The sequence below is a fragment of the Cryobacterium sp. M91 genome (assembly GCF_002929615.1).
GTDB classification, from domain to species: domain Bacteria; phylum Actinomycetota; class Actinomycetes; order Actinomycetales; family Microbacteriaceae; genus Cryobacterium; species Cryobacterium levicorallinum.
In genome coordinates this window covers 108622-128511 of the sequence record NZ_PJJT01000090.1, presented here as the reverse complement: position 1 = coordinate 128511, position 19890 = coordinate 108622, and the positions used below count along the sequence as shown (strand labels likewise).

17 protein-coding genes are annotated in these 19890 nt (G+C 61.5%); 5 read left to right on the top strand and 12 right to left on the bottom strand.

All coding sequences use genetic code 11. The features are described 5' to 3' along the window. Positions 1–428: 428 nt before the first annotated feature. Complete coding sequence (locus CXY80_RS16240) at positions 429–2249, bottom strand: HNH endonuclease signature motif containing protein (protein WP_104133085.1); 1821 nt, start codon at positions 2247–2249, stop codon at positions 429–431. 366 nt (positions 2250–2615) lie between these two features. Here CXY80_RS16240 and CXY80_RS16235 point away from each other — a divergent pair, with 366 nt between their 5' ends. Continuing rightward, on the top strand, positions 2616–3740 hold the full coding sequence (locus CXY80_RS16235; RefSeq protein ID WP_146070757.1) for a hypothetical protein: 1125 nt from the start codon (positions 2616–2618) through the stop codon (positions 3738–3740). Positions 3741–3764: 24 nt separating this feature from the next. On the opposite strand, the gene CXY80_RS16230 is transcribed toward CXY80_RS16235, so the two are convergent. Continuing rightward, positions 3765–4412 carry an FMN-dependent NADH-azoreductase gene (locus CXY80_RS16230; protein WP_104133083.1) on the bottom strand — a complete coding sequence of 216 codons (648 nt, stop codon included), beginning with the start codon at positions 4410–4412 and terminating at the stop codon, positions 3765–3767. A 160-nt stretch (positions 4413–4572) separates the two neighbouring features. On the opposite strand from CXY80_RS16230, the gene CXY80_RS16225 reads away from it, so the two are divergent. From CXY80_RS16225 to CXY80_RS16210, 4 genes are all read left to right on the top strand, one after another. Continuing rightward, a protein-coding gene (locus CXY80_RS16225; protein ID WP_158251683.1) for an IS5 family transposase occupies positions 4573–5443 on the top strand; the annotation gives its coding sequence in 2 pieces (ribosomal slippage) (positions 4573–4932 and positions 4934–5443; 870 coding nt in all). A 479-nt stretch (positions 5444–5922) separates the two neighbouring features. Then, positions 5923–6930 carry a dihydroxyacetone kinase subunit DhaK gene (gene dhaK / locus CXY80_RS16220; RefSeq protein ID WP_092450900.1) on the top strand — a complete coding sequence of 336 codons (1008 nt, stop codon included), beginning with the start codon at positions 5923–5925 and terminating at the stop codon, positions 6928–6930. Further along, entirely contained in the window at positions 6927–7562 is a 636-nt protein-coding gene (gene dhaL / locus CXY80_RS16215; protein WP_198415564.1) for a dihydroxyacetone kinase subunit DhaL, read from the top strand. Before dhaK ends, dhaL begins: the two co-directional genes overlap by 4 nt. A 3-nt stretch (positions 7563–7565) precedes the next feature. Next, positions 7566–8474: an SMP-30/gluconolactonase/LRE family protein gene (locus tag CXY80_RS16210; protein ID WP_092450901.1), complete on the top strand. Its 909-nt coding sequence runs from the start codon at positions 7566–7568 to the stop codon at positions 8472–8474. A gap of 29 nt (positions 8475–8503) precedes the next feature. On the opposite strand, the gene CXY80_RS16205 is transcribed toward CXY80_RS16210, so the two are convergent. From CXY80_RS16205 to CXY80_RS16160, 10 genes are all read right to left on the bottom strand, one after another. Next, positions 8504–9466, bottom strand: a complete 963-nt coding sequence (locus CXY80_RS16205) for a sugar kinase (RefSeq protein ID WP_104133082.1) — start codon at positions 9464–9466, stop codon at positions 8504–8506. Beyond that, on the bottom strand, positions 9463–10128 hold the full coding sequence (locus tag CXY80_RS16200) for a bifunctional 4-hydroxy-2-oxoglutarate aldolase/2-dehydro-3-deoxy-phosphogluconate aldolase (RefSeq protein WP_092450905.1): 666 nt from the start codon (positions 10126–10128) through the stop codon (positions 9463–9465). The genes CXY80_RS16205 and CXY80_RS16200 overlap by 4 nt, the downstream gene beginning before the upstream one ends. 82 nt (positions 10129–10210) lie before the next feature. After that, positions 10211–11425 carry a sugar ABC transporter substrate-binding protein gene (locus CXY80_RS16195; RefSeq protein WP_092450907.1) on the bottom strand — a complete coding sequence of 405 codons (1215 nt, stop codon included), beginning with the start codon at positions 11423–11425 and terminating at the stop codon, positions 10211–10213. A 29-nt stretch (positions 11426–11454) separates the two neighbouring features. Next, on the bottom strand, positions 11455–12465 hold the full coding sequence (locus CXY80_RS16190) for an ABC transporter permease (RefSeq protein ID WP_092450909.1): 1011 nt from the start codon (positions 12463–12465) through the stop codon (positions 11455–11457). Further along, positions 12462–13538, bottom strand: a complete 1077-nt coding sequence (locus CXY80_RS16185) for an ABC transporter permease (protein ID WP_092450911.1) — start codon at positions 13536–13538, stop codon at positions 12462–12464. Before CXY80_RS16185 ends, CXY80_RS16190 begins: the two co-directional genes overlap by 4 nt. After that, positions 13535–15154, bottom strand: a complete 1620-nt coding sequence (locus CXY80_RS16180) for a sugar ABC transporter ATP-binding protein (RefSeq protein ID WP_104133081.1) — start codon at positions 15152–15154, stop codon at positions 13535–13537. Before CXY80_RS16180 ends, CXY80_RS16185 begins: the two co-directional genes overlap by 4 nt. 198 nt (positions 15155–15352) lie before the next feature. Beyond that, the gene (locus tag CXY80_RS16175) at positions 15353–16063 is read right to left on the bottom strand and encodes a FadR/GntR family transcriptional regulator (RefSeq protein ID WP_092450915.1); all 711 of its coding nucleotides are present in this window, start codon (positions 16061–16063) and stop codon (positions 15353–15355) included. Between the two features lie 125 nt (positions 16064–16188). Then, positions 16189–17328, bottom strand: coding sequence for a mandelate racemase/muconate lactonizing enzyme family protein (locus CXY80_RS16170; protein WP_092450917.1), 1140 nt, complete (start codon positions 17326–17328; stop codon positions 16189–16191). A 63-nt stretch (positions 17329–17391) separates the two neighbouring features. Next, positions 17392–18111 (bottom strand): gluconate 2-dehydrogenase subunit 3 family protein, encoded by a 720-nt coding sequence (locus CXY80_RS16165; protein ID WP_092450919.1) that lies wholly within the window; start codon positions 18109–18111, stop codon positions 17392–17394. 19 nt (positions 18112–18130) lie between these two features. Continuing rightward, positions 18131–19810 (bottom strand): GMC family oxidoreductase, encoded by a 1680-nt coding sequence (locus CXY80_RS16160; protein ID WP_092450921.1) that lies wholly within the window; start codon positions 19808–19810, stop codon positions 18131–18133. Between the last annotated feature and the right edge of the window lie 80 nt (positions 19811–19890).

The window sequence follows — 19890 nt, the reverse complement described above, 5'->3', positions numbered from 1 at the left end:
ACTCGCCCGAGTCGGGGGCGGTGAGCACCTGTAGCAGCGGCCCACTGGTGGGAGTCCCCGGAACGTGGGCAATTGCAATACTCAGTCTCGTCGCTCTGGCCTATTTCGTCTATCGACTGGTACGCCGCCCCGTTGCGAGTTGAAGCTGGGACGGCCGATCACCAGCGCAGCACTAGACACTCGCTGGCTGCCGGACGAGCTCGTCGAGACCGCCACCGGCACGACGCGACCCAGTCTCGCCAACGCGCCCGACTTCGTCGGTCGAGCCCGTCGCGACCACCATAAGCACGACGTCCGCCGTCGGCACGACGTCCGCCGTCGGCACGACGTCCTCCAGCCTCTCGAATGCCACCAGCCGTTGGTCGAGCCTGCCGAGACCGCCATAGGCACGACGCGACCCAGTCTCGGCGTCTGGTCCAGCGGTGGCGCTACTTCTCCCAATGGGGTTTTTCTGCCGGGGTGGCGGCACGGTTCTGACCGGCGGGGCGCCAGGTTTGGGTGGGGTCGAAGAGGAGGGGGCCGCGCACCCAGGGACGTCCGTCTCGCATGTCGATCTCCCAGCCGGACGTCTCAATGCTGGCATGCCCGGCGTTGCAGAGCAGGACCGCGTTGTCGATATTGGTCCGGCCGCCCTTGCTCCAGGCTAGGACGTGGTGCGCCTGCGTCAGGTGCGGCGGCACCGTGCAGCCGGGGATGACACAGCCACCATCACGGGCCGCCAACGCCCGGCGCTGACTCGCGGTGAAGAACCGGTTGGAGTCGCCGAGGTGCAAAACCTGACCCTGGTGGCCGAACAGCACGGGTTGGTACCCGCCGGCGCAGAGGAGCTCGTCGACTTGTTTGACACTGAGGGGGCCGTCGATGCCGTCGATCCAGCCAGCACCGCGCCCGGCGAGGAGGTCGTCGATGTTGATATGCACGAGCACCGTCGGTGCGGCCCCACCCATCGTCGGGGTTCCCGGCTGCCGAGCAGCCGCCTCAAAGACCGCACGGAGGATGCCGGCCTGCTTCTCACCGATCGAACGGACGTCGCCGGGTTCCTGCGGGCAGGGACTGAGCGGGGCGGGCTGGCCGGCGCCGAGCGTCTCACCCGCCTCACCCGTCGCGGCGGTGTTGCCCTGAGTCTGCTCGTCGCAGCCTTCGTCGTGGCCGTTCTGGCCGTTCTCTTCCTGCTCGATCGCCGTGGTCTGCGCGTCTGGGGCATCGAGTTCGACCTTTTCGGAGTCGGCGCCGGTTTCGGTGAGTTCGCTGACATCGCTGTCGGTGTCCTGGTCACTGCTGGTGCTGGTGCTGGTGCTAGTGCTGTCCTCGGTGGACGGGTCCGTCGCACGGAACGCGACCTTGGCGCGTGGAGCGGCGCCGGGAACGGGGTTGGCCGCGGCGGAAGAAAGGTAAGCGTCGAAGACGGTACTGATGATGGCACGGTCGAGGGTGGTCAGCCAGCCGTTCAGACTGTAGCCGCCGTTTGCCAGCCCACCGAAAGAGAGCCAGCTGCGCCGTTCGGCGGTGGCCTCGCCGGGCGCGGACCCGTCGGGCGCCAGGCGCGCCTGCCACGCAATGCCCTGCTGGCGGAGCAAATCCGGCGCGAACGCGATCCCCGCGCCCGGGAGCCCCTCGGTTTCGGGCGTGATCGCACCGGAACCGCTCGCTACCAGCGACCGCTCCACCCGGTCGAGATCATCGACCAGCACCGACGGGCGCAGGCCGTCGAGGACGGACACGATCACTCGGGCCTGCTCGACGCCGAGCTCCCCGCCCTGCAACGCCTCCCCCACCACGGGATAGGTCGGTGTCAGGGGCCTGCCGAGCAGCATCCGCTCACCCGCATTCTTGCCCAGGCTGGCACGCTGCCGAACCTCGCTGCGGGAGATCCGGGCGAGGGTGGAGACCAACACGAGGCCGCTGCGGCAGCCCAGCCGACGCGCCAGGGACACCGCGCCGGAAGCTTCAACCTCGGTCTGCTGCGCCGTTTTCGCCGCAGCCTTCGTCGCCACGGCCGTCTTAGCCACAGCCGCATCAAAGTACTCGGAGCGACGGAGCACATCCGTCGTGGAGAGCACCCGGGCCCCATCAACGACCCGGCCCACACTCTCCAGCGCGAGCAGCATACTCAGGGATTCTTCATCACCAAGAGACCCGAACGACAGCCCACCCAACGCCGCCAACAACGCATCCCGCGCCTGCTCCACCGCCACAACAACGGGGTTCGAACTGGACTCACCGGGGTTTTCCATGAACATGGGCGCCATTGCCTCCTTCCCAATGATTCTACCCCGAATCGAACACAAAAGCGAGAAAAACTCAGGGAATTTCTAGAAACCAAAATTGACAGACTGATCGAATTGCTTCAACATCACGGTCTCTTCTCGCGGCAAGACTGCCGATGTCACTCATGAATCGCTGCCGCAGCGGTCAAGCGACCTCGAAGTAATAAACGATTTGTCCTCTCATATACGCCTGAGCCCCTGCACCCGCTCGTGCCCCGCGCACCAGCGCTCCGCCAATGCCCTATCGGCGACGCCCGACCGCGACGTTCGACGTAGTGGTCGACCGCTGGCATCCCGACGACACAGAGGGACTGGCGGCACGTCCGCGCGTGTTGGTACATTGCCAGCATGGGGAAAAACAGTGTGGTTCCAATTACCGTTGCCCTGATCCTTGCGCTGACGGGGTGTGCGGGCCCGGCGACGCCAGCTGCCTCGGGACCGTCGACATCTCCGTCGACAACACCGGCGGCCGAGCTCTCGTCGGCGCCCGCTTCGCGGTTCGACGTGACCTGCGCCGACCTGGTGTCGATCGCCGAACTGGAGGCGCTTTTCGGTGCGAACGACTACGAGCCACGATTGGACTGGGCACCATCCGTATCCCCGGTGAAGTATGCCGTGCAGAACACCGGTGGGTTGAGCTGCACCTGGGGCAATGACGATGTGCCCGTGGGTGGTATTCCCAATCCGGCATATGACGAACTGACCGTCCAGGTACTGCCCGATGCCACGGCCGCGCAGATCGAATTGCATGTGGCCGACCATCCGCAGGGTGACGCCCAGCCATTCGGAGACTCGTCCGGGACGACCTGTTTCGCGCACTCCGGCCTGTGCACGTCCAACATTGTCGTCGGCGAGGCCTGGATCGAAGTATTTCTGGAGGGGGCCAACGTTTCCGATCCGGCCTCCGACGCCGATGTGCTGGCCCTCGCAGCGCCGGTCCTCCGCACCATCACCAAACGGGTCGCCACCGCCGCGGCCTCGAACACCACGCCGGCCGTTGCCGCAGTCGCTGCACGCACCGACTGCGAGGTAATCCTGCCGGCTGCAACCGTGCAGTCCGTCTTCCAGGCGGCCGAGCTGCCCGTGCACACCACTTACCACGGCGGCGGTTGGAGCGTCATGACCGGAGCGGCGACGCTCGCTGGGGTGACGCGCTGCATCGTGGGGCCCGCCGGTTCCGACGCAGCCCTCGCCAACCTGGAGATGCTGCCGCACGGTGCGTGGGCTTTCGATTCCGCTCAGGTGCAGAGCGGCGTCTGGGCGGCGCACGAGCCCGTCGATGTCGCGGGAGTAACCGAACAGGCCTATCTCCTGTGCCCGGTCGGCACGATCTCGGCTTGCTCGGTCGACTTCATCGTCGGCGATGACTGGGTGCGACTGGGCACGTTCATCAACGGACAACGGCCGGTAGAAGCCACCGACCGCGACCAGGTATTGGAGCTGGCCGGGCACGTCGCAGCCGCTCTGGAATGAACTAGCCGGCCGATCGAGGGCGGGTCAGCCCAGGCGGCGGGCGGCCTGCGCAGCGGACGCGTGGGCGGCCGCCAGTTCCTGGTGCTGCTTGGCGACCTCGTCGGCGGGGGCGCCGAATCGTTCGTTCAGCGTGCGGGTGGCCACGATCGTTTCGAGCGTCATTCCCAGTGCGTCCGCCAGAATCAGGCTGAGCGCGGGCAGTGCGTGATCGTCGTATTCCGTGGATGTTCCCGCGTCGTAAACCCCGCCGCGAGTCGAAACGAGCACGGCCGGGCGACCGGCCAGTGGCTGCTGGCTGGCTGGGTCGTCGAACGGAGCGGTCACCGCCGGCAGGTGGATGTAATCGATCCACGCTTTCAAGGTCGACGGCATCGAGTAGTTGTACAGCGGAACGCCGATCAGCAGCACGTCAGCGGCGACCAGTTCCGAGATCAAAACCTGCTGCAGGGCCTCCTGCTCCGCGCTCGGGTTCGCATCCACGGGGCGTAGCCGGGGCGGAAAGTGTAGCGCGGCATCCGTCAGGTGGGGCAGCGGTTCGCGATGCAGGTCACGGTGAACGACTGTGTGGTCGGCGCCGAGACTGCGCCAGGTATCGGCGAAGGTCGCCGTGATAGCCCGCGACCGCGAAGTCACGAGGTCTGCGGACGAGTCAAGCTGCAACAGTATGGGCATTCCCACAGCCTAGAGGACGGCAGCCCACCGCCCAGTGGTCACATCAGGCTCACGGCACCCATTGCCGTTCGTGGCACCCCCTACCCACGGAGTGCCGCGAGCGGCACTCACCTAGGGCGTGTCTCTTAACCCAGTGGGTTGGTTGTGAGAGCATTTAGATGTGACTCGCACCGTTTTCCTTACTGATTCGCAGTGGTCGTTGATTGAGCAGTTGATGCCGCCTGCTGCGGCGAAGGGTGGCCGCCCCTTTCAGGATCATCGCCGCGTGGTGGAGGGGATCATCTACCGGTATCGAACCGGGACTCCTTGGCGGGATTTGCCGGAGAGTTTTGGTCCGTGGCAGACGGTATGGAAGCGGCACCACCGGTTCAGCGGCGACGGCACCTGGGACAAGATCCTCACAGAGTTGCTGTCTCAGGCAGATGCCGCCAGGCTGATCGAGTGGGAAGCGTCGGTGGACTCGACCGTGAACCGGGCGCATCAACACGGCACGAACCTCGGCCGGGCCACGGGGGCAACTGTCAAATTACACGAATCTGCTCGTCGAGCCACCTGATCATGCAATTGGCCGGTCACGGGGCGGTTTGACCACGAAGATCCACGCGCTGTGCGACGCGAATATGCGTCCTCTCGTCCTTCTTCTGGGCACGGGGCAGGGCGGTGACTCGCCCATGTTTCCGCACGTAATGTCGAGCTTGAGAGTGCCACGCCGCGGCACAGGGCGTCCTCGGACCAAGCCTGATCGCACCCTGGCTGACAAAGCTTATGCGTCACAGGCGAACAGAAAGCTTCTCTGCGACCGCGGCATCCAAGCCGTGATTCCAGAGAAATCCGACCACATCGCCAACCGCAAACGGCGGGGAGGAAAAGGCGGCCAGCCACCAGGATTCGACAAGGAGGCCTACAAACGCCGCAACGTGATCGAGCGATGCTTTCAGGCGTTCAAACAATGGCGCGGCATCGCGACCCGATACGACAAGCTCGCCGTCAACTACCGCGGCGGAGTCATCCTCCGGACGATCACAATCTGACTCAATCCGTTAGGAGACACTAGGTGCAAGACAGAATTCTCATGTCCATTCCTCCCTAATGCCCGGTGCGTCTCCGCGCTGACACTCGTTGGGTGACAATGACGGATGATCTCCTAACGGTTCACGGGTCCCCACGCGATCAGTGCTGCGTTCATCGTTTGGTGGCGACTTTCGGACCGTGTACATACACACGATGCCAAAGGTAGACAACTCCCAAGGTGAAGGTGCGGCTTTCAACGAGTTAAAGAGCCACTCGGCGGCGAGGGTTTCTCCACCACTGGCGTTGTCACCCTCCCCCGGCTCGGCGGCGTCGGGAGAGCGATACTGTTTCTTCGAAACCAGTGGCATTTGACATCGTCCTCGTTTTTGCATAGTGTTCAGACCACCTGATCACCTGCTTTTCAGCGTAAAATCGCGGCATCACCTGGACTGCCTCGGACTGACTCATGAGCAACACCTTGAAACGAAGGCACACTTCGATGAAGAAGTTTATGAACGATCCCGCAGACGCAGTAACCGATTATCTTGTCGGCCTGGCTGCAGCTCACCCGACGACAGTGACCTTCGATGCCGAGCGACGCATTGTTGTGAGAACCACGCGCGCCAGAGCAGGCAAGGTCGGTCTGGTGGCCGGCGGCGGCTCCGGCTGTGAACCGCTGCACACGGGGTTCGTAGGCCACGGCATGCTCGACGCCGCCTGCCCCGGTGAAATATTCACGTCCCCAGTTCCCAAGCAAATTGTCGCCGCCACGCTGGCCGCTGACAGTGGTGCCGGGGTGTTGCATGTCATCAAGAATTTCAGTGGAGAGGTGATGAACTTCGGCATGGCCACAGAGCTGCTCGCCTTTGAAGGCATCGCAATCGACTCAGTGCTCGTCACCGATGACGTCTCCATCCCGCAGATGCCCGGAACTGCCGGACGACGGGGACTCGGCGCGACCGTGCTGGTCGAAAAGATCGCGGGTGCAGCGGCCGAACGTGGTGACGACCTTGCCTCCGTCACGGCAATAGCCCGCCGCGTCACTGACCGCGCTCGTACGTTCGGTGTGGGCCTGAGCTCCTGCACACCCCCACTTCGCGGAAAACCTATTTACGATTTGCCCGACGGCGAGATTGAATTCGGAATCGGTATCAGCGGCGAACCTGGTCGGGAACGAGTGGCCATGAGAGACGCGCACCAGATAGCCGACGCCATGGTTTCCGAGGTCGTGACCGATCTGCAGCCCTCCCCTGGCGCACAGCTGCTCGTCCTGGTGAACGGAATGGGTGCGACCCCGCTCAGCGAGCTGTACCTGCTGTACGGCGAGTGTGACCGGCTGCTTCGCGCTCGAGGACTGGAGCCGGTACGCAGTCTGGTCGGAAATTTCGTCACCTCACTCGATCAGGCCGGAGCTGCCCTGACCATTCTGGAGCTCGACGATGACCTGACAGTTTTATGGGATGCGCCGGTGCGCACCCCCTCAATCACCTGGGGAGCAGAAGCATGAACGACCAGATCACCACGGCACAGCTGACCGCGTGGGTCACCGAATGTGCCCGTCTGATCAACGTTCACGCCGACGCTCTGAACGACCTCGATGCGACCGCTGGCGACGCCGACCACGGCTCCAACCTCGAACGCGGGTTCACTGCCGTGATGGCGATCGGATTCCTTGACCAGCTGGACTCACCGCGGGAACTCCTCAAACACGTGGGCTCCACAATCGTTGACGTGGTCGGCGGTTCCAGCGGCGCCCTCTATGGCACCTTTTTTCTGCGAATGGCTGTGACGAGCGGGCCGAACGGCGTGTTGGATGCTGCCGGTTTTGCTGAGCTGCTCCGCGCCGGTGGGCAGGGAATTGTGGATCGCGGCTCCGCCCAGGTCGGCGATAAAACGCTCTACGACTCTCTCGCTCCGGCCATCACTGCCCTGGACCAAGCGCTGGCGGCCGGTGACACGCTGGCCCGTGCATTGGTCAGCGCGTCTGCCGCCGCAGACGCCGGTCGGGACGGCACGGTGGCGCTGGCTGCCCGCAAAGGACGTGCAAGCTATCTCGGCGATCGAACCATCGGCTATGCCGATGCGGGGGCGACGTCGATGGCTCTGATCATTCGGGCCGCCATGACAACTCTGGGCTGACCCGTGCACGCTGCAAACACTCGAGCTTCTCGGGCATCTGCCGGGGTGGAAGTTGCCCTCGAAGCCGCAGCCGAACTGGCCGAAAGCCCCTGGTGGGACACCGAACGAGCCGAGTTGCTCTGGGTAGACATCTCGAAGGGTGAAATTCACCACTTTGACCCGGCATCCGGAACAGACCACAGCATCGCTGTCGGGCAACCGGTGGGAACCGTGGTCGGCCGCCGGTCCGGCGGCGTCGTGTGTGCGGTGCGCGACGGGATCGGCTACGCAGACTTGGAAACGGGTGCGTTCGAACTCGTTGCCCCCGTCGAAGCAGACCGAGCATCGAACCGGATGAACGACGGCGCCTGTGATGCAGACGGCCGGCTCTGGGTCGGCACCATGAATGCTGATTTAGTTCCGGGGGCAGGCAGTCTGTACCGCGTCTCTGCAGATCTGGCCGCAGATCGCATGGTTTCACCGGTTTCGATCTCCAACGGTCTGGACTGGAGCCCGGACGGTCGGACCTTCTATTACATCGATTCCCTGACCCGACAGATTGATGCTTATGACTTTGAACCCGGCGCCGGAACGCTCCGCGGCCGTCGCACCCTGGTGAAGACTCCCGGCCTCGTGGCCACCCCCGATGGCATGGCCGTCGACGCGGAAGGCTGCCTGTGGGTTGCCATGTGGGACGGCGGCAGCGTGCTCCGCTACAGCCCAGCGGGTGAGCTGTTGACGGTCGTTGACCTGCCGGTCACTCGCGTCACGAGTGTGGCCTTCGGCGGCGCTCGCTTAGATCAGCTTTTCATCACATCGGCCCGTGCAGGGTTGACACCTGAACAACTCATGCACGACGAACCACTCGCCGGCGCGATCTTCGCCGTCGACCCACACGTGACAGGACTAGCCCCGCACCGGTTCGCCGGTTAGAGCCACGGCCGGCGCTCAGCAGCCGGCCCTCAACGAATGACGGGTTCGGTTGCCGCGAGGAGACCAAGTTCACTGCGAAGGGGCATACCCTCCCAGTCCCCGGCGACCGTGCAGGCAAAGGCACCCACAGACACCGCGGTCTGCAGGCGCAGCGCTACAGGAGAGCCGCGATGAACTTCAGACAGGTAACCGGCGACGAATCCGTCGCCGGCACCGACGGTGTCTTCCACGGTGACAGTGAAGGCCACCTGGTCATAACTGATCCCGTCAACAAGGGCGAAGCAGCCACGATCCCCCAACTTAATGATCACTTGCCGCGGTCCCAGTTCGCCCAACAGACGGGCGGTCTCAGCCACACTGTCGGCACGCCCCACGGCGATCTCGGCTTCGTCTTCACCGGCGAAGACGATGTCGGCGAGGGCAATCAGGTCGCGATAGCTCTGCCTTGCCGCCTGGGCGTTCCACAACCGTGATCGATAGTTCAGGTCGAAGGAGACGAGCACTCCGGCGTCCCGCGCCAGAGACATGGCATGACGGGTGGCCTGTGCCGCTGATTCCGAGAGCGCCGGAGTGATACCGGTGACATGCAGCAAGCTCGCCTGACGAATGACGTCAGCCGGGATGTCTGAGGGCTCAAGCCGAGAACCGGCGCTTCCGGCCCGGTAGTACCAGACCCGGGTAGCGGTGGCCATCCGTCGTTCCTTAATCATGAGTCCAGTGGGGGCGTCCTCGTCAACGGTGATGATCGCGTTCACCCCTTCGGCGGCCAGCTCCCGCTGAATGAGGTCTCCCAGGCTGTCGCGGCCCACCCGACCGACCCAGGTCACCGGGGTACCCAGACGCTTCAGGGCAATCGCCACATTGCTCTCCGCACCCCCCATCCCTAGCTGCACGCTGCGGCTGAGGGCCAGCATGCCGGGTTGCGGGTCTCGAAAAAGCCCCATCGTCTCGCCGAAGGTCAGCACTCCTCCCGGTGTCGCGCCGGCAGTCATGACTCACTCCTGAAACCGCTCACCAGGTTCACGGCGTGTTCAGCCCGTTCTGCCAATTCGGTCAGACTGCCGCCGGAGAACGCATTACCGATCAGCGGTCCACCCAGCGAAACTGCCAGCGCTCCGGCCTGAAGCCAGGGCTCCACATCGGCCATCTCGACCCCGCCCGACGGAATGACCTGAATATCAGGAAAGGGCCCACGAAGCTGGGACAGATAAATCACGCCCACCGTCGAGGCAGGAAAAATCTTCACGGCCGTGGCGCCCGCAGTCCAGCCAGCGTGCAGCTCTGTCGGGGTGAGCCCGCCCGGGTAAATCGGCACACCACGACGGCAGGCCAGCGCGACGATCTTGAGGTTCGTGGTGGGTGTCACCAGAAACTCGGCGCCGGCATCCAGTGCGAATTCGGCCTGTTCGAGATCGGTGACGGTTCCCACGCCGAGGTCGACCGTGGTCGGAACGATCTGGCGGAGCGCGGAAAAGTGTTCGAGAGTTCCCGGAGTGCTCAGCGTAAATTCAAGAGATCGGATGCCCGCATCAACAAGAATTTTTACAACGGGATCGTAGTCGTAAGCCTGCCGTGCTCTCAAAACAGCGATGAGAGGCGACTCGAGAAGATTAGAAGAGGGAGGAGTTGCTGAAGAGCTGGCCCGAAGTACCATAGTGTCGTTTTTTCCTTTGATGTCAGTGACAGAATGATTCTTCGGACCAGCTCAAACAGCCAGACCGATCGAATCCGGAGGATCAGTAGGTCTTGGCGGGCTTCAGCGCATTGTTGATGTAGGCCTGGGCTGCCGCGACGTTCGTCTTAGTCACAACCCGGGTGGGCACCTCAATAAACTTGCCCACCGATTCGCCCAGCACGACGTTGTGGAAGATCGTGTCGATGAAGGTGCGGCCCTGGTCTACCGATCCCACGTCAATGGTGGCAGTGAGTTTGCCCGCAACGATTGAGTCCATGCCCGAGATCAGACCGTCGGCGCCGATGATGACGATGCCGTCTGTGCCGTCCCACAACTTGAGGCCGGCAGCCTCCACCGCCTGCAGCGCGCCTAGAGCCATGTCCTCGTTTTCACCGTAAATGGCGTTCACGTCACGGAAACGAGTGAGCAGGTCCTGAGCAGCGTTCAGACCCTTTTCACGAACGTAGCCGCCGTCAGCACTGCCGACAACCTCCATGCCCGGGTTTTCTGCCATAGCCTTGGCGAAACCAATCAGGCGTGCCTTCGTCCAGTCCGAACCAGACGGTCCCATAATCTGAATGACCTTGCCCTTGCCGCCGAGTGTGTCGGCGATGAACTTGCCAGCCAGGTAACCTGACTGCGAGCGGTTGTCATAACCGATGTTGGAGACGGTGCTGATCTGATCGGGCTCGTAGATTTCTACCGGCTGGTTGAACTGGAAGACCGACGTCCCGCTGTCGGCCGCTTCCGTGTAGACGTCCTGCATCGTGGCGAAGTTTGCCCCGGTGCATACCAGAACTGCATCGAATTTACGGGTGGTCCAGCCCCGTACGGTGCTGATCTGCTGCTCGACGGCATCAAAGTTTCCCGTGGGGGAGGAGCGTTCCCACTTCCACTTCACCCCGTAGGCTGCCTCAAGTTCTGCCATCCGGCCGAAGGCGGCATTTTCCATCTGGTTGAAAAACTCCGAAAGAATCGGAGGCGTCCAGCCAACCTGAAGCTCTCGACCAGCAACGAGCTTCTTAATTTCAGCGTCGTAAACGGAGCCGCCGATGCTGCCGGCAGCGGCAGCGCCGCCCGTTGCCGCGGCTGATCCGGTGGGGGCAACGGTCGAGCAAGCCGACAGAAGACCGGTCGTGGCGATGACTCCCGCGCCCAGTCCCATCGAAGTGAGCAGGCTGCGGCGAGAAACTCCATTTTTCTTGACCTCTGAAATGATTTTTGTGTCAGACACTTTTTTACCTTTCGCTGTGTTGATTGAATTTCCGCTCGTCATCTTTGACGGGTCGGGTGTACCGGTGAAGATCAGGCGTGTGCCAGCCTGGTCGCGAGTCGGGCCGAGCGAGCTCTGATGAGCGAGCTCACTCGGTCGAAGACGACGGCCAGGAGAAGAACTCCTCCGGTCACAACTTGTTGCCAACTCGAACTCACCCCGGCGATATTGATGGCATTCGCAGTAATACTGAGCACCAGCGCCCCGATGACCGCCCCGAAGGCAGATCCACGGCCCCCGCCAAGTGCGGCGCCCCCGATGATCGCAGCGGCGATGGCGGCGACCTCGTAGCCGAGTCCCATGGTCGGGGCGACGGTGGTGTTTCGACCGGCCATAATCATTCCGGCCACGCCAGCCATCAACCCGCTGATCATGTATGCGATCACCTTGATGCGGGCAACGGGTACCCCGGAGAGCACGGCTGCATGGGGGCTGCTGCCCAGACCGTAAGCGTGCCGTCCGTAACTGGTGAACTTCAGCACGACGGCCACCACGACAACCGCAACAATGGCAATAAGAATGGGAACGGTGATGAAGCCAAATGGCTGGCTGAGGCCGCTGATGACGTAGTACTCCGGCAGCATGTAGCCGATAATCGGCACCCCGCCGGTCCACAAAAATAGAGCGCCGCGGGCAACTCCGAGCATTGCCAGGGTGGCGATGAAATCAGGCAAACCCAACTTGGTGATCATGATCCCGTTGATAAGGCCGAGAAATGCACCGACCGCCATCGTCGTCAGCAGACCCACCACCAGGGGGGCGCCGCTGGTGATCGTGTACGCACCGATGCCGGCGCTCAAGCCCATCACGGACCCGACCGACAAATCGATCCCGCCGGTAATCAGCACCACGGTCATCCCCAACGCCAGCAGCAGCACGAACACCATCTGGTTGGAGACGTTGCCGGCATTGATCCCGGTAAAGAAGTTGGGGAAAGCCACCGACATGGCCACGATCAGAATGACCAGCAGGAGAATGGCTCCCGCACTCGGGTTGGCCAGAAGACGGCTGAACCGCTGGCTCGGGGCAGTAATGGCGATCATTTCGTGTTCCTCACAGACGAACGAGTAGCGGATGTTGTGGGCGCGTCGGCAGACACAGACGCTGAGGCATCCGAGTCATCGAAAATCTGACGCTTGGTGGTGGCTGCCGCCAGCTGTTTGATCACCCATTGCTGCACCGCACGGTCGAACGCAACGGCGATGACGATGCTGGCGCCGGTCACGATGCTGAACCAGAGCGGATCCACCCCGATGAGCTGCAGCCCCTGGGCCATGGTCGCCAGGAAGAGTGCACCGATCACCGCGCGCCAGACACTGCCACGGCCACCGGCGAGCGATACGCCACCCAAAACCGCGGCCGCGATCGCGCTGAGTTCATATCCCTGGCCGAGGCCTGGCTGCACGGAGTTCAGATGAGAAGCCAGGAGAACGCCGGCCAGGCCGGCAATCGTTCCGGACAACAGGTACACGCTGAAAGTCAGGCGCCGCACCGGCGTTCCCGCCAAAAAGGCAGCCCGAGGATTTGTCCCCACGGCGAAGATCGTTCGGCCAAACGTCGTGAATAGAAGCACCCACTCCAGCGCAGCCACGATCACCAGAGTGATCACCACCCCGGTGGGGATTCCGAGGATGCTCCCCTTGGTGAGCCAGGCAAACGCGGGCAGTGACACGCCGGTGAGCTGGGTTCCTGTCGTGAGGACCTGAAGGGCGCCGGCTCCGATGCTGAGCGTCGCCAACGTCACGATGAATGCGTTGATCTCCATCACCGCGATGAAAAAGCCGTTGATAATTCCAAAAGCCATACCCGTGGCGATGCCCGCCAGAATACCCAGCGGCAGTGCCCCGCCGTTCATCAGAACCAGCATCGTCGTCGCAGCGCTCAGTCCCGTGGCTGCGCCGACGGAGAGGTCAAAACCGCCGACGATAAGCACGAAGGTCATGCCCGCCGCGAGAATGATGACGAACAGTGACTGCGTCAGCAGATTCGAGATGTTCTCCTGGGTGAGAAAGAACGGTGAGGCCAGAGAAAAAAAGACCACAGCCAGCGCCAGAGCGGCCGCGACCGGCAGCCCGTCAATCGCTAACGTCTGGGTCAATCGCGTACGCACGCTCATGGTGTTTCCTCCGCTACTCGGCTCTGCTCTGTTACTCCAGCCACCATGGCCATAATTTTTTCCGCCAGTTCGTTGTCGGTGCCGCCAGTCGTATTCCTGCGCTGTCCAGTGAGTTCTCCCACCAGGCGTCCCTCACGCATCACGACAATGCGATCGCTGAGGTTCACCAGTTCAGGTAATTCAGAGGAGATCACAATCGCCGCCCCGCCTTTATCGACGAAATCATAGATCAGGCGGTAAATTTCGGTCTTGGCGGCGACGTCGATCCCCTGGGTGGGCTCATCAAATATGAGCAGAGAAGGCTTATTGAAGAGGGCGCGGGCGATAATCACTTTTTGCTGGTTTCCGCCACTGAGAGTGCCGATTTTCTGCGTCACACCACTGCATCGAATGCGCAGTTCAGTGACAAAGCGATTGGCCGCGTTTTTTTCCTTGCGGTTGTTCAACACGATGGTGCCGGTGGAGACCTCGTCCAGGCTGGAAATGGAGATGTTTTGGGCGATCGACATGGAGCCCAGAATGGCCTGTGTCTTTCGCTCTTCAGGAACGAGCGAGATTCCGAGTTTGGTAGCCTGACGGGGATTTCTGATCAGTACTCTGCGGCCTCGAACAAAGACCTCTCCGCTGTCAGTGCGGTCGGCGCCCAGAATGACCCGAGCCAGTTCGGTGCGGCCGGCTCCGGCGATCCCGGCAATGCCGAGAATTTCTCCCTGTCGCACGGTGAGCGAGATGTCCCGCAGCAAAGGCAGTCGGGTAACCTCAGTCAGTTTAAGAACCTCTGCCTGTTCTGTATCGGACAACCCTTCGCGGCCATCGTGCACAGTGGACGACTCGGCCAGATTACGGCTGCGCCCCACCATCAGTCGCACCAGCGAGTCGGGCGTCTGGTCCGTCGGCGCCACATGAGCGACCCAGCGGCTGTCGCGGAGAACGGTAATCACGTCGGCCAGGCCGAAAAGTTCGTCGAGCCGGTGAGTCACCCAGAGCAGGGCCACTCCTCGTTCCCGCATACGCCTCATGTGGTCAAAAAGCATCTGCCGTTCGCTGTCTTCCAGACCGGATGTCGGCTCATCGAGAATGACGACGCGTGCGTCGAAGGCCAGCGCTTTGAGAATCTGCACCACGTGCTGTTTGAGGGCACCTAGGCTGCCCGTCGGTAAATCCAAATCTGTTTTGCTCAATCCGAATTCTTCGCAGAGCGATTCAACACGGCGCCGCATGGCTCGCTCGTCCAGGAACGGACCGCGCTTCAATTCGCGACCGAAGTAGACGTTCTCAATCACCGTCAGGTGCGGTGCGAGGGTCTGCTCCTGGTAAATCGTGCTGATTCCCAAGTCCTGAGCCTGTCGCGGGCTGGTGAAGTTGCGCGTCTTATTGTCGACCAGCAACTCGCCACTATCTGGGTTCGAGAGACCAGAGAGCAGACCGATCAGGGTCGATTTTCCCGCCCCATTTTCTCCGAGGAGAGCGTGGATCTCTCCTGCGCGGAGCGACAGACTCACGTCGTCGAGGGCGATGACTCCGGGGTAACGCTTGCCCAGTCGGCGAGCTTCCACAATTGGCGCCTCGGCAGCGAGGCCGACCTGTGTGGCTGCTGTCACGTTGGAGGGAAACATTCATGCTCCTTTGCATGTCTGTCAGGACGACGGGTGCCGTCACGGTTTCGTACCACCTAAACAGGGTGTTCAGGTTAGTTGGAAATCAGGTGGTCTGAACTCTTCGATTACAATTCTCCCCTGTCAAGAGAATTCAGGGCGTGTTGAACGACTCTGAACCGCCACATTTCACCGGCGGGAAACGATCAGACAGCTCTGTTATAAGACAGCCTCAAGGTGTACTTCAATGTCTTTCTGAACTTCGGCTAGATGGTTGGCCACGGCAATTTCAGCGGCGGCCGAGTCTCCCCCGGCCACAGCCTCCACAATGAGCACGTGGCCGGCATGGGCTGTTTTCCGGCGGCCTGGCAAGCGAATCACCCGATGAGAATAGACCACGAACAAGTGCTCAATGCTCTTGGACAGGTCAACCAGAAGCTGATTTCCACTAGCGGCTGAAATCGCCTGATGAAGTTGTCCGTCCAGCTTGATGAATTCATAATCGGTGATGCCCGGAACCGCGGCCTGCTCAAGAAGTGAGTGCAAATTTGCCACCTGTTCTGCGGAGATTTTCTTGGCCGCGAGTGAGGCACCTTCCCGTTCCAGAGCCAACCGTGCTTCAAAGAGGTCTGGAACGGTGTAATCACCCGTCAGAATCATGTCCGAGGGCAGTAACGTTGTTTTCTCGTTACTCACGACGAAGACACCCACACCGTGGTCAGTCCTGAGCAGGCCGCCCGCCTCCACCATGCGAAGGGCTTCGCGCATAGAGCTGCGCCCCACACCAAAGTTCTCGGCCAGAACGCGTTCCGGGGGAAGCTTCTCGCTGATCTTGTATTCACCCTCAATAATGAGCCGCTCAAGTTGGAGAGCCACGGCGTCTGCCAACTTGACCCGCGGTACGCGTTCGATCATTTTGTTGGCACTCATCGCGGGTCTCCCTGGTCAAGATAAAATCGCTTGGAAAAAAGGTGCGGTTCACCTATTGGTGGTCTGAAGATATGAAGTCTCAAGTTTAGTGACCTCTCACCGGAGCGGGCGTAATGACACGCTCATCACAACAAGGCGGGAATGGCCTGAAGCGCGAACCGACCGTAGGCATCCGCGGTCAATTCGATTCCCAGACCGGGGGCATCCGTCGCCTCGAGGAAACCGTTCTTCAACAGCGGAGCAGACGCCAAGAGACCGTCCCAACCGGGACCACCGTAGGCATCATATTCGATCATCGGCGCGTTCTCACAGGCAAGAATGAGGTGGAGTCCGGCAGCCAGAGCGATACCGGTCCCCGAGGAACAGGCGATGTGCGGAACACAGTCAATGTTCCACGAACTGGCCATGTCGGCGACCCTCTTGGCCTCCGAGATTCCCCCTACACTGGTGCAATCAGGCTGGAGAATGTCGAAAGTTTTACGTTTGAGTAGGTCAAGGTATTCAAATCGGGTCAGGAGAGATTCTCCGCCGGCCAGGTTTATGGACACCCGGTCCGAGAGCCAGGTGTGCTCATCGATGTACTGGGTCAGGCTGCGAGACAGAATTGGCTCTTCGAGCCAGGCAATCTGAAGCTGCTCGAGTTCCCGGGCCAACGTCAACGCTTCCCGTCGATCAAAGGCCATGTTGGCATCGACCATGATGTCAATGTTCGGACCCACGGCGTCGCGCACGTCGGCCACCATGTCGACCCCGGCCTTGAGATCAGGACCGTGCCGAAGTTTCATGGCAGTGAAGCCCTGTTCAACGGCTTGGATGGCCTCTTCCACCACCAGATGGGGGGCTTTCAACGAGGGCGCGAAATAGGCGCGAACCTTCGACTTGGCCGCTCCCAGCAGGCGATACACCGGTTGACCGCTCACCTTGCCGAGCAGGTCCCAGAGGGCAATGTCGACCCCACTTAGTGCATAGGTTTCGATGCCTCGTCTGCCCCACATGTGTGTCGCATCCAGCATCTCTTGCCAGAGCGCGGCAATATCCTGGGGGTCCCGACCGATAAGCATGGGACCCAGTTGATTATTGATGATGGGCCCGACGGTGCTGAAATACTCCGATGAGAACCCGGCTTCGCCGATTCCCTCGAAACCCTCATCAGTGCGAATGCGCACCACAATTCCGCCCTTGGAATTGACCGCCATGGCGCCCCAGCGCAGGGGCTCATCGAGAGCGACTCCCACCGGGAAGGCTCTGACCTCAGTGATCTTCATTATTTTCCTTCGTCTAGTGAACAGCGGCCACCAGTTTCCCGGGGGCCGCCGTGGTGAGGTTCCTTAGAGCGTGCCGCCCGCGTCGCGGTAGACCTTCAACTGCGGAATCAGGTCTTCCCACTCGAACTCACCCTGATAGAAGTACTCAGCGGTGCTGTAGGTGCCGTCCATGGTGTCCTTGAGCGACTTCGGGCCAGGGAATCCAATGAACTTCCAGCCCATCTGTTCCTTGTTACCGCCGTAGACCGGGTCACAGTAAAATCCTTGACGGGTGTGCAGGCAGAGAGCACTAAAAAAGTCCAGCCCCTCATCAAAAGACCCCTGCAGGAACGTCGTCACCGGCTCTTTGGTGCCGAGAGTTACCTGACCAGGCTTTGGCGCTCCGGAGAGAAGCTCCAGCACGTGGTCGGCTTCTGCGTCGCTGAGATCAGCAAACCTTCGACCTGACTCAGAATGTGCCAATTCATCGAGCCGGACGAGCCCGTGTCGGTACACATTTTGCATCTCATCCATTCGAGCACGCCAAGCATCCGCATATTTTCCCGACATTTTCAGGAACCCGCTGCCGTCGGCGGCTGCGTAGACATAGTCTGTGCCGGAGAGGTAACGGTCGATGAAAACCACCACCCGGGCCTCGCGTGCACCTGGATCCTGATCGGTCGGCATGATCCGCGCAGTCGCGGCCTCGACCGTGTCCCATTCGGCGTCGGTAAAGAAGAGTCGTTCGGTGGTGTCCGGATCTACCGGAGCCCCAACGATCTCCCATTCTGATTTCAGAGTCATGAGTGTCTTCCTGCCTGTCTCAGCGCTTGGTGTTCGAGAGAATGAGACGTTCTTCGCGTCCCTTGGAATAGACCTGGGCAATGTATTCACTGCACCGCCAGGCGTTGGCCATCATGGTCAACGTCGGGTTGACACCAGTGGCCGTCGGGAAGCCGGAGCCGTCGAGAACGAAGAGATTGTCCACTTCGTGGGCCTGACCCCATTCATTCAGCACGCTCTTGGCCGGGTCGGTGCCCATGCGCGCAGTGCCGTGCTGGTGGCACGTGTTGCCGGTCATCTTGTCCAGATAGACAGGGACGGTCTTGCGTGCCCCGGCCGCCTCCAGAATCTCAACGTTCTTGTCTACTTGCCATTTACCCATGGCGATGTCGTTGCGGTGGGGACTGTGTGTAATGCGTGCAACCGGCCGACCAAAGGCATCTTTCACCGTGGGGTCAAGATCTACCCGATTGGATTCCACCGGCAGGTCGTGCAGAATCAGGCCGATCTTCATGGCGTAGTTGTAGTAGTTGCGGTCCGCGTCTTTCAACGCTTCGCCCCAGCTCGGCCGGCCCGGAAAGACCCAGTTGATGGGGTGGCAGGTCTGCGAGGCGGAGATGATGGAACCACCGATGTGACCACGGTTTTCGTCGGTCTCATAGAATTCCAACGATCCGCCGCTGATGTAGTTGCCGGCAAATCCGTTCAGCGGCTCGTCGATGTCTTTATCGAACAAACCCACCGCAAAGAGGTATTCGTGGAAGGTGGCGTTCTTGCCGACCAAGCCACTGCCGTTGGCCAGACCATCGGGAAACCGAGGCGACTTGGACATGAGCATGAGGCGCGCGGATTCAATGGCACCAAGCGTCAAAATCACGACGCGTGCATCCTGCTCTACTTCGTTTCCATCCGGGTCGATGTAAACGACACCGGTGGCTTTGCCATCATGACCCAACTTCACCGACTGCACGAAGCACTCGGCGCGGACTTCCAGGTTTCCCGTGGCCACGGCTTCCGGGATAAAAGAGGTCAGCGTGTTGGAGCGGGCGCCACTGGGATCGCCATACTGGTTCCAGAAACTGGTCTGATTAAAGGGGTCACGACCGTTGTGTTTGTTCGTAACCATGGCATGCGGAATAGGAAAGGCGTTAATGCCCATTTTGTTGCAGGCATCGTAGAAACGCTTGCCGTACTGGGTCGGTCGGAGCGGCGGGCTGGGATAGCCCTTGCTGCGGTACGGTTCGTACTTGTCGGCCCCCGCGATACCGGAGACGCCGAAGGCCCACTCAACCTTGGTGAGGTAGGGCTCCAGGTGTTCGTAGCGGAAGGGCCAGTCGGCGAGACTTGCGCCTTCGATCTCGCCGTGGAGGGAGCGCATCATGAAGTCAGACTCGCGCGGGCGCGGCACCCAGCCGGCCCAGTGGTTTGTTCCTCCACCGACCATCTGCGGGGTCGGTGAAAAGGGGAATCTTTCTGCCACGGCGTTTTCGTCGTAGCGCACGGTTCGGGGGAACATTTTCGGGTCCGGCCACATGTAGTCACGGTTGACGAACTTGAGTTCATCGCCGGAATAATGTTCCAGGGGTCGCAGCCACGGGCCACGGTCAAAGCCCACTACCTTCAGTCCTGCCTCGGCCAGCACCTTGACAGCGGTGCCACCGTTGGCGCCAAGTCCCACGACGATCGCGTCTACAGGCTCGGGCTTCTTCCGATTCAGCATGATTTTCTCTTCCTTGAGACGGTTTTGTGAACTTCTTGATCACTTTTTACCGCGTCGTCAGTGATCCACGCGGAAGTGTT

What these genes read in the sequence shown, in the direction of transcription:
- CXY80_RS16170 (WP_092450917.1), bottom strand. Translation starts at nt 17,328, where the DNA reads ATGAAGATCACTGAGGTCAGAGCCTTCCCGGTGGGAGTCGCTCTCGAT.
- CXY80_RS16235 (WP_146070757.1), top strand. Translation starts at nt 2,616, where the DNA reads ATGGGGAAAAACAGTGTGGTTCCAATTACCGTTGCCCTGATCCTTGCG.
- CXY80_RS16175 (WP_092450915.1), bottom strand. Translation starts at nt 16,063, where the DNA reads ATGAGTGCCAACAAAATGATCGAACGCGTACCGCGGGTCAAGTTGGCA.
- CXY80_RS16185 (WP_092450911.1), bottom strand. Translation starts at nt 13,538, where the DNA reads ATGAGCGTGCGTACGCGATTGACCCAGACGTTAGCGATTGACGGGCTG.
- CXY80_RS16165 (WP_092450919.1), bottom strand. Translation starts at nt 18,111, where the DNA reads ATGACTCTGAAATCAGAATGGGAGATCGTTGGGGCTCCGGTAGATCCG.
- CXY80_RS16195 (WP_092450907.1), bottom strand. Translation starts at nt 11,425, where the DNA reads ATGACGAGCGGAAATTCAATCAACACAGCGAAAGGTAAAAAAGTGTCT.
- CXY80_RS16230 (WP_104133083.1), bottom strand. Translation starts at nt 4,412, where the DNA reads ATGCCCATACTGTTGCAGCTTGACTCGTCCGCAGACCTCGTGACTTCG.
- dhaK (WP_092450900.1), top strand. Translation starts at nt 5,923, where the DNA reads ATGAAGAAGTTTATGAACGATCCCGCAGACGCAGTAACCGATTATCTT.
- CXY80_RS16205 (WP_104133082.1), bottom strand. Translation starts at nt 9,466, where the DNA reads ATGACTGCCGGCGCGACACCGGGAGGAGTGCTGACCTTCGGCGAGACG.
- CXY80_RS16200 (WP_092450905.1), bottom strand. Translation starts at nt 10,128, where the DNA reads ATGGTACTTCGGGCCAGCTCTTCAGCAACTCCTCCCTCTTCTAATCTT.
- CXY80_RS16190 (WP_092450909.1), bottom strand. Translation starts at nt 12,465, where the DNA reads ATGATCGCCATTACTGCCCCGAGCCAGCGGTTCAGCCGTCTTCTGGCC.
- CXY80_RS16240 (WP_104133085.1), bottom strand. Translation starts at nt 2,249, where the DNA reads ATGGCGCCCATGTTCATGGAAAACCCCGGTGAGTCCAGTTCGAACCCC.
- CXY80_RS16180 (WP_104133081.1), bottom strand. Translation starts at nt 15,154, where the DNA reads ATGTTTCCCTCCAACGTGACAGCAGCCACACAGGTCGGCCTCGCTGCC.
- dhaL (WP_198415564.1), top strand. Translation starts at nt 6,927, where the DNA reads ATGAACGACCAGATCACCACGGCACAGCTGACCGCGTGGGTCACCGAA.
- CXY80_RS16160 (WP_092450921.1), bottom strand. Translation starts at nt 19,810, where the DNA reads ATGCTGAATCGGAAGAAGCCCGAGCCTGTAGACGCGATCGTCGTGGGA.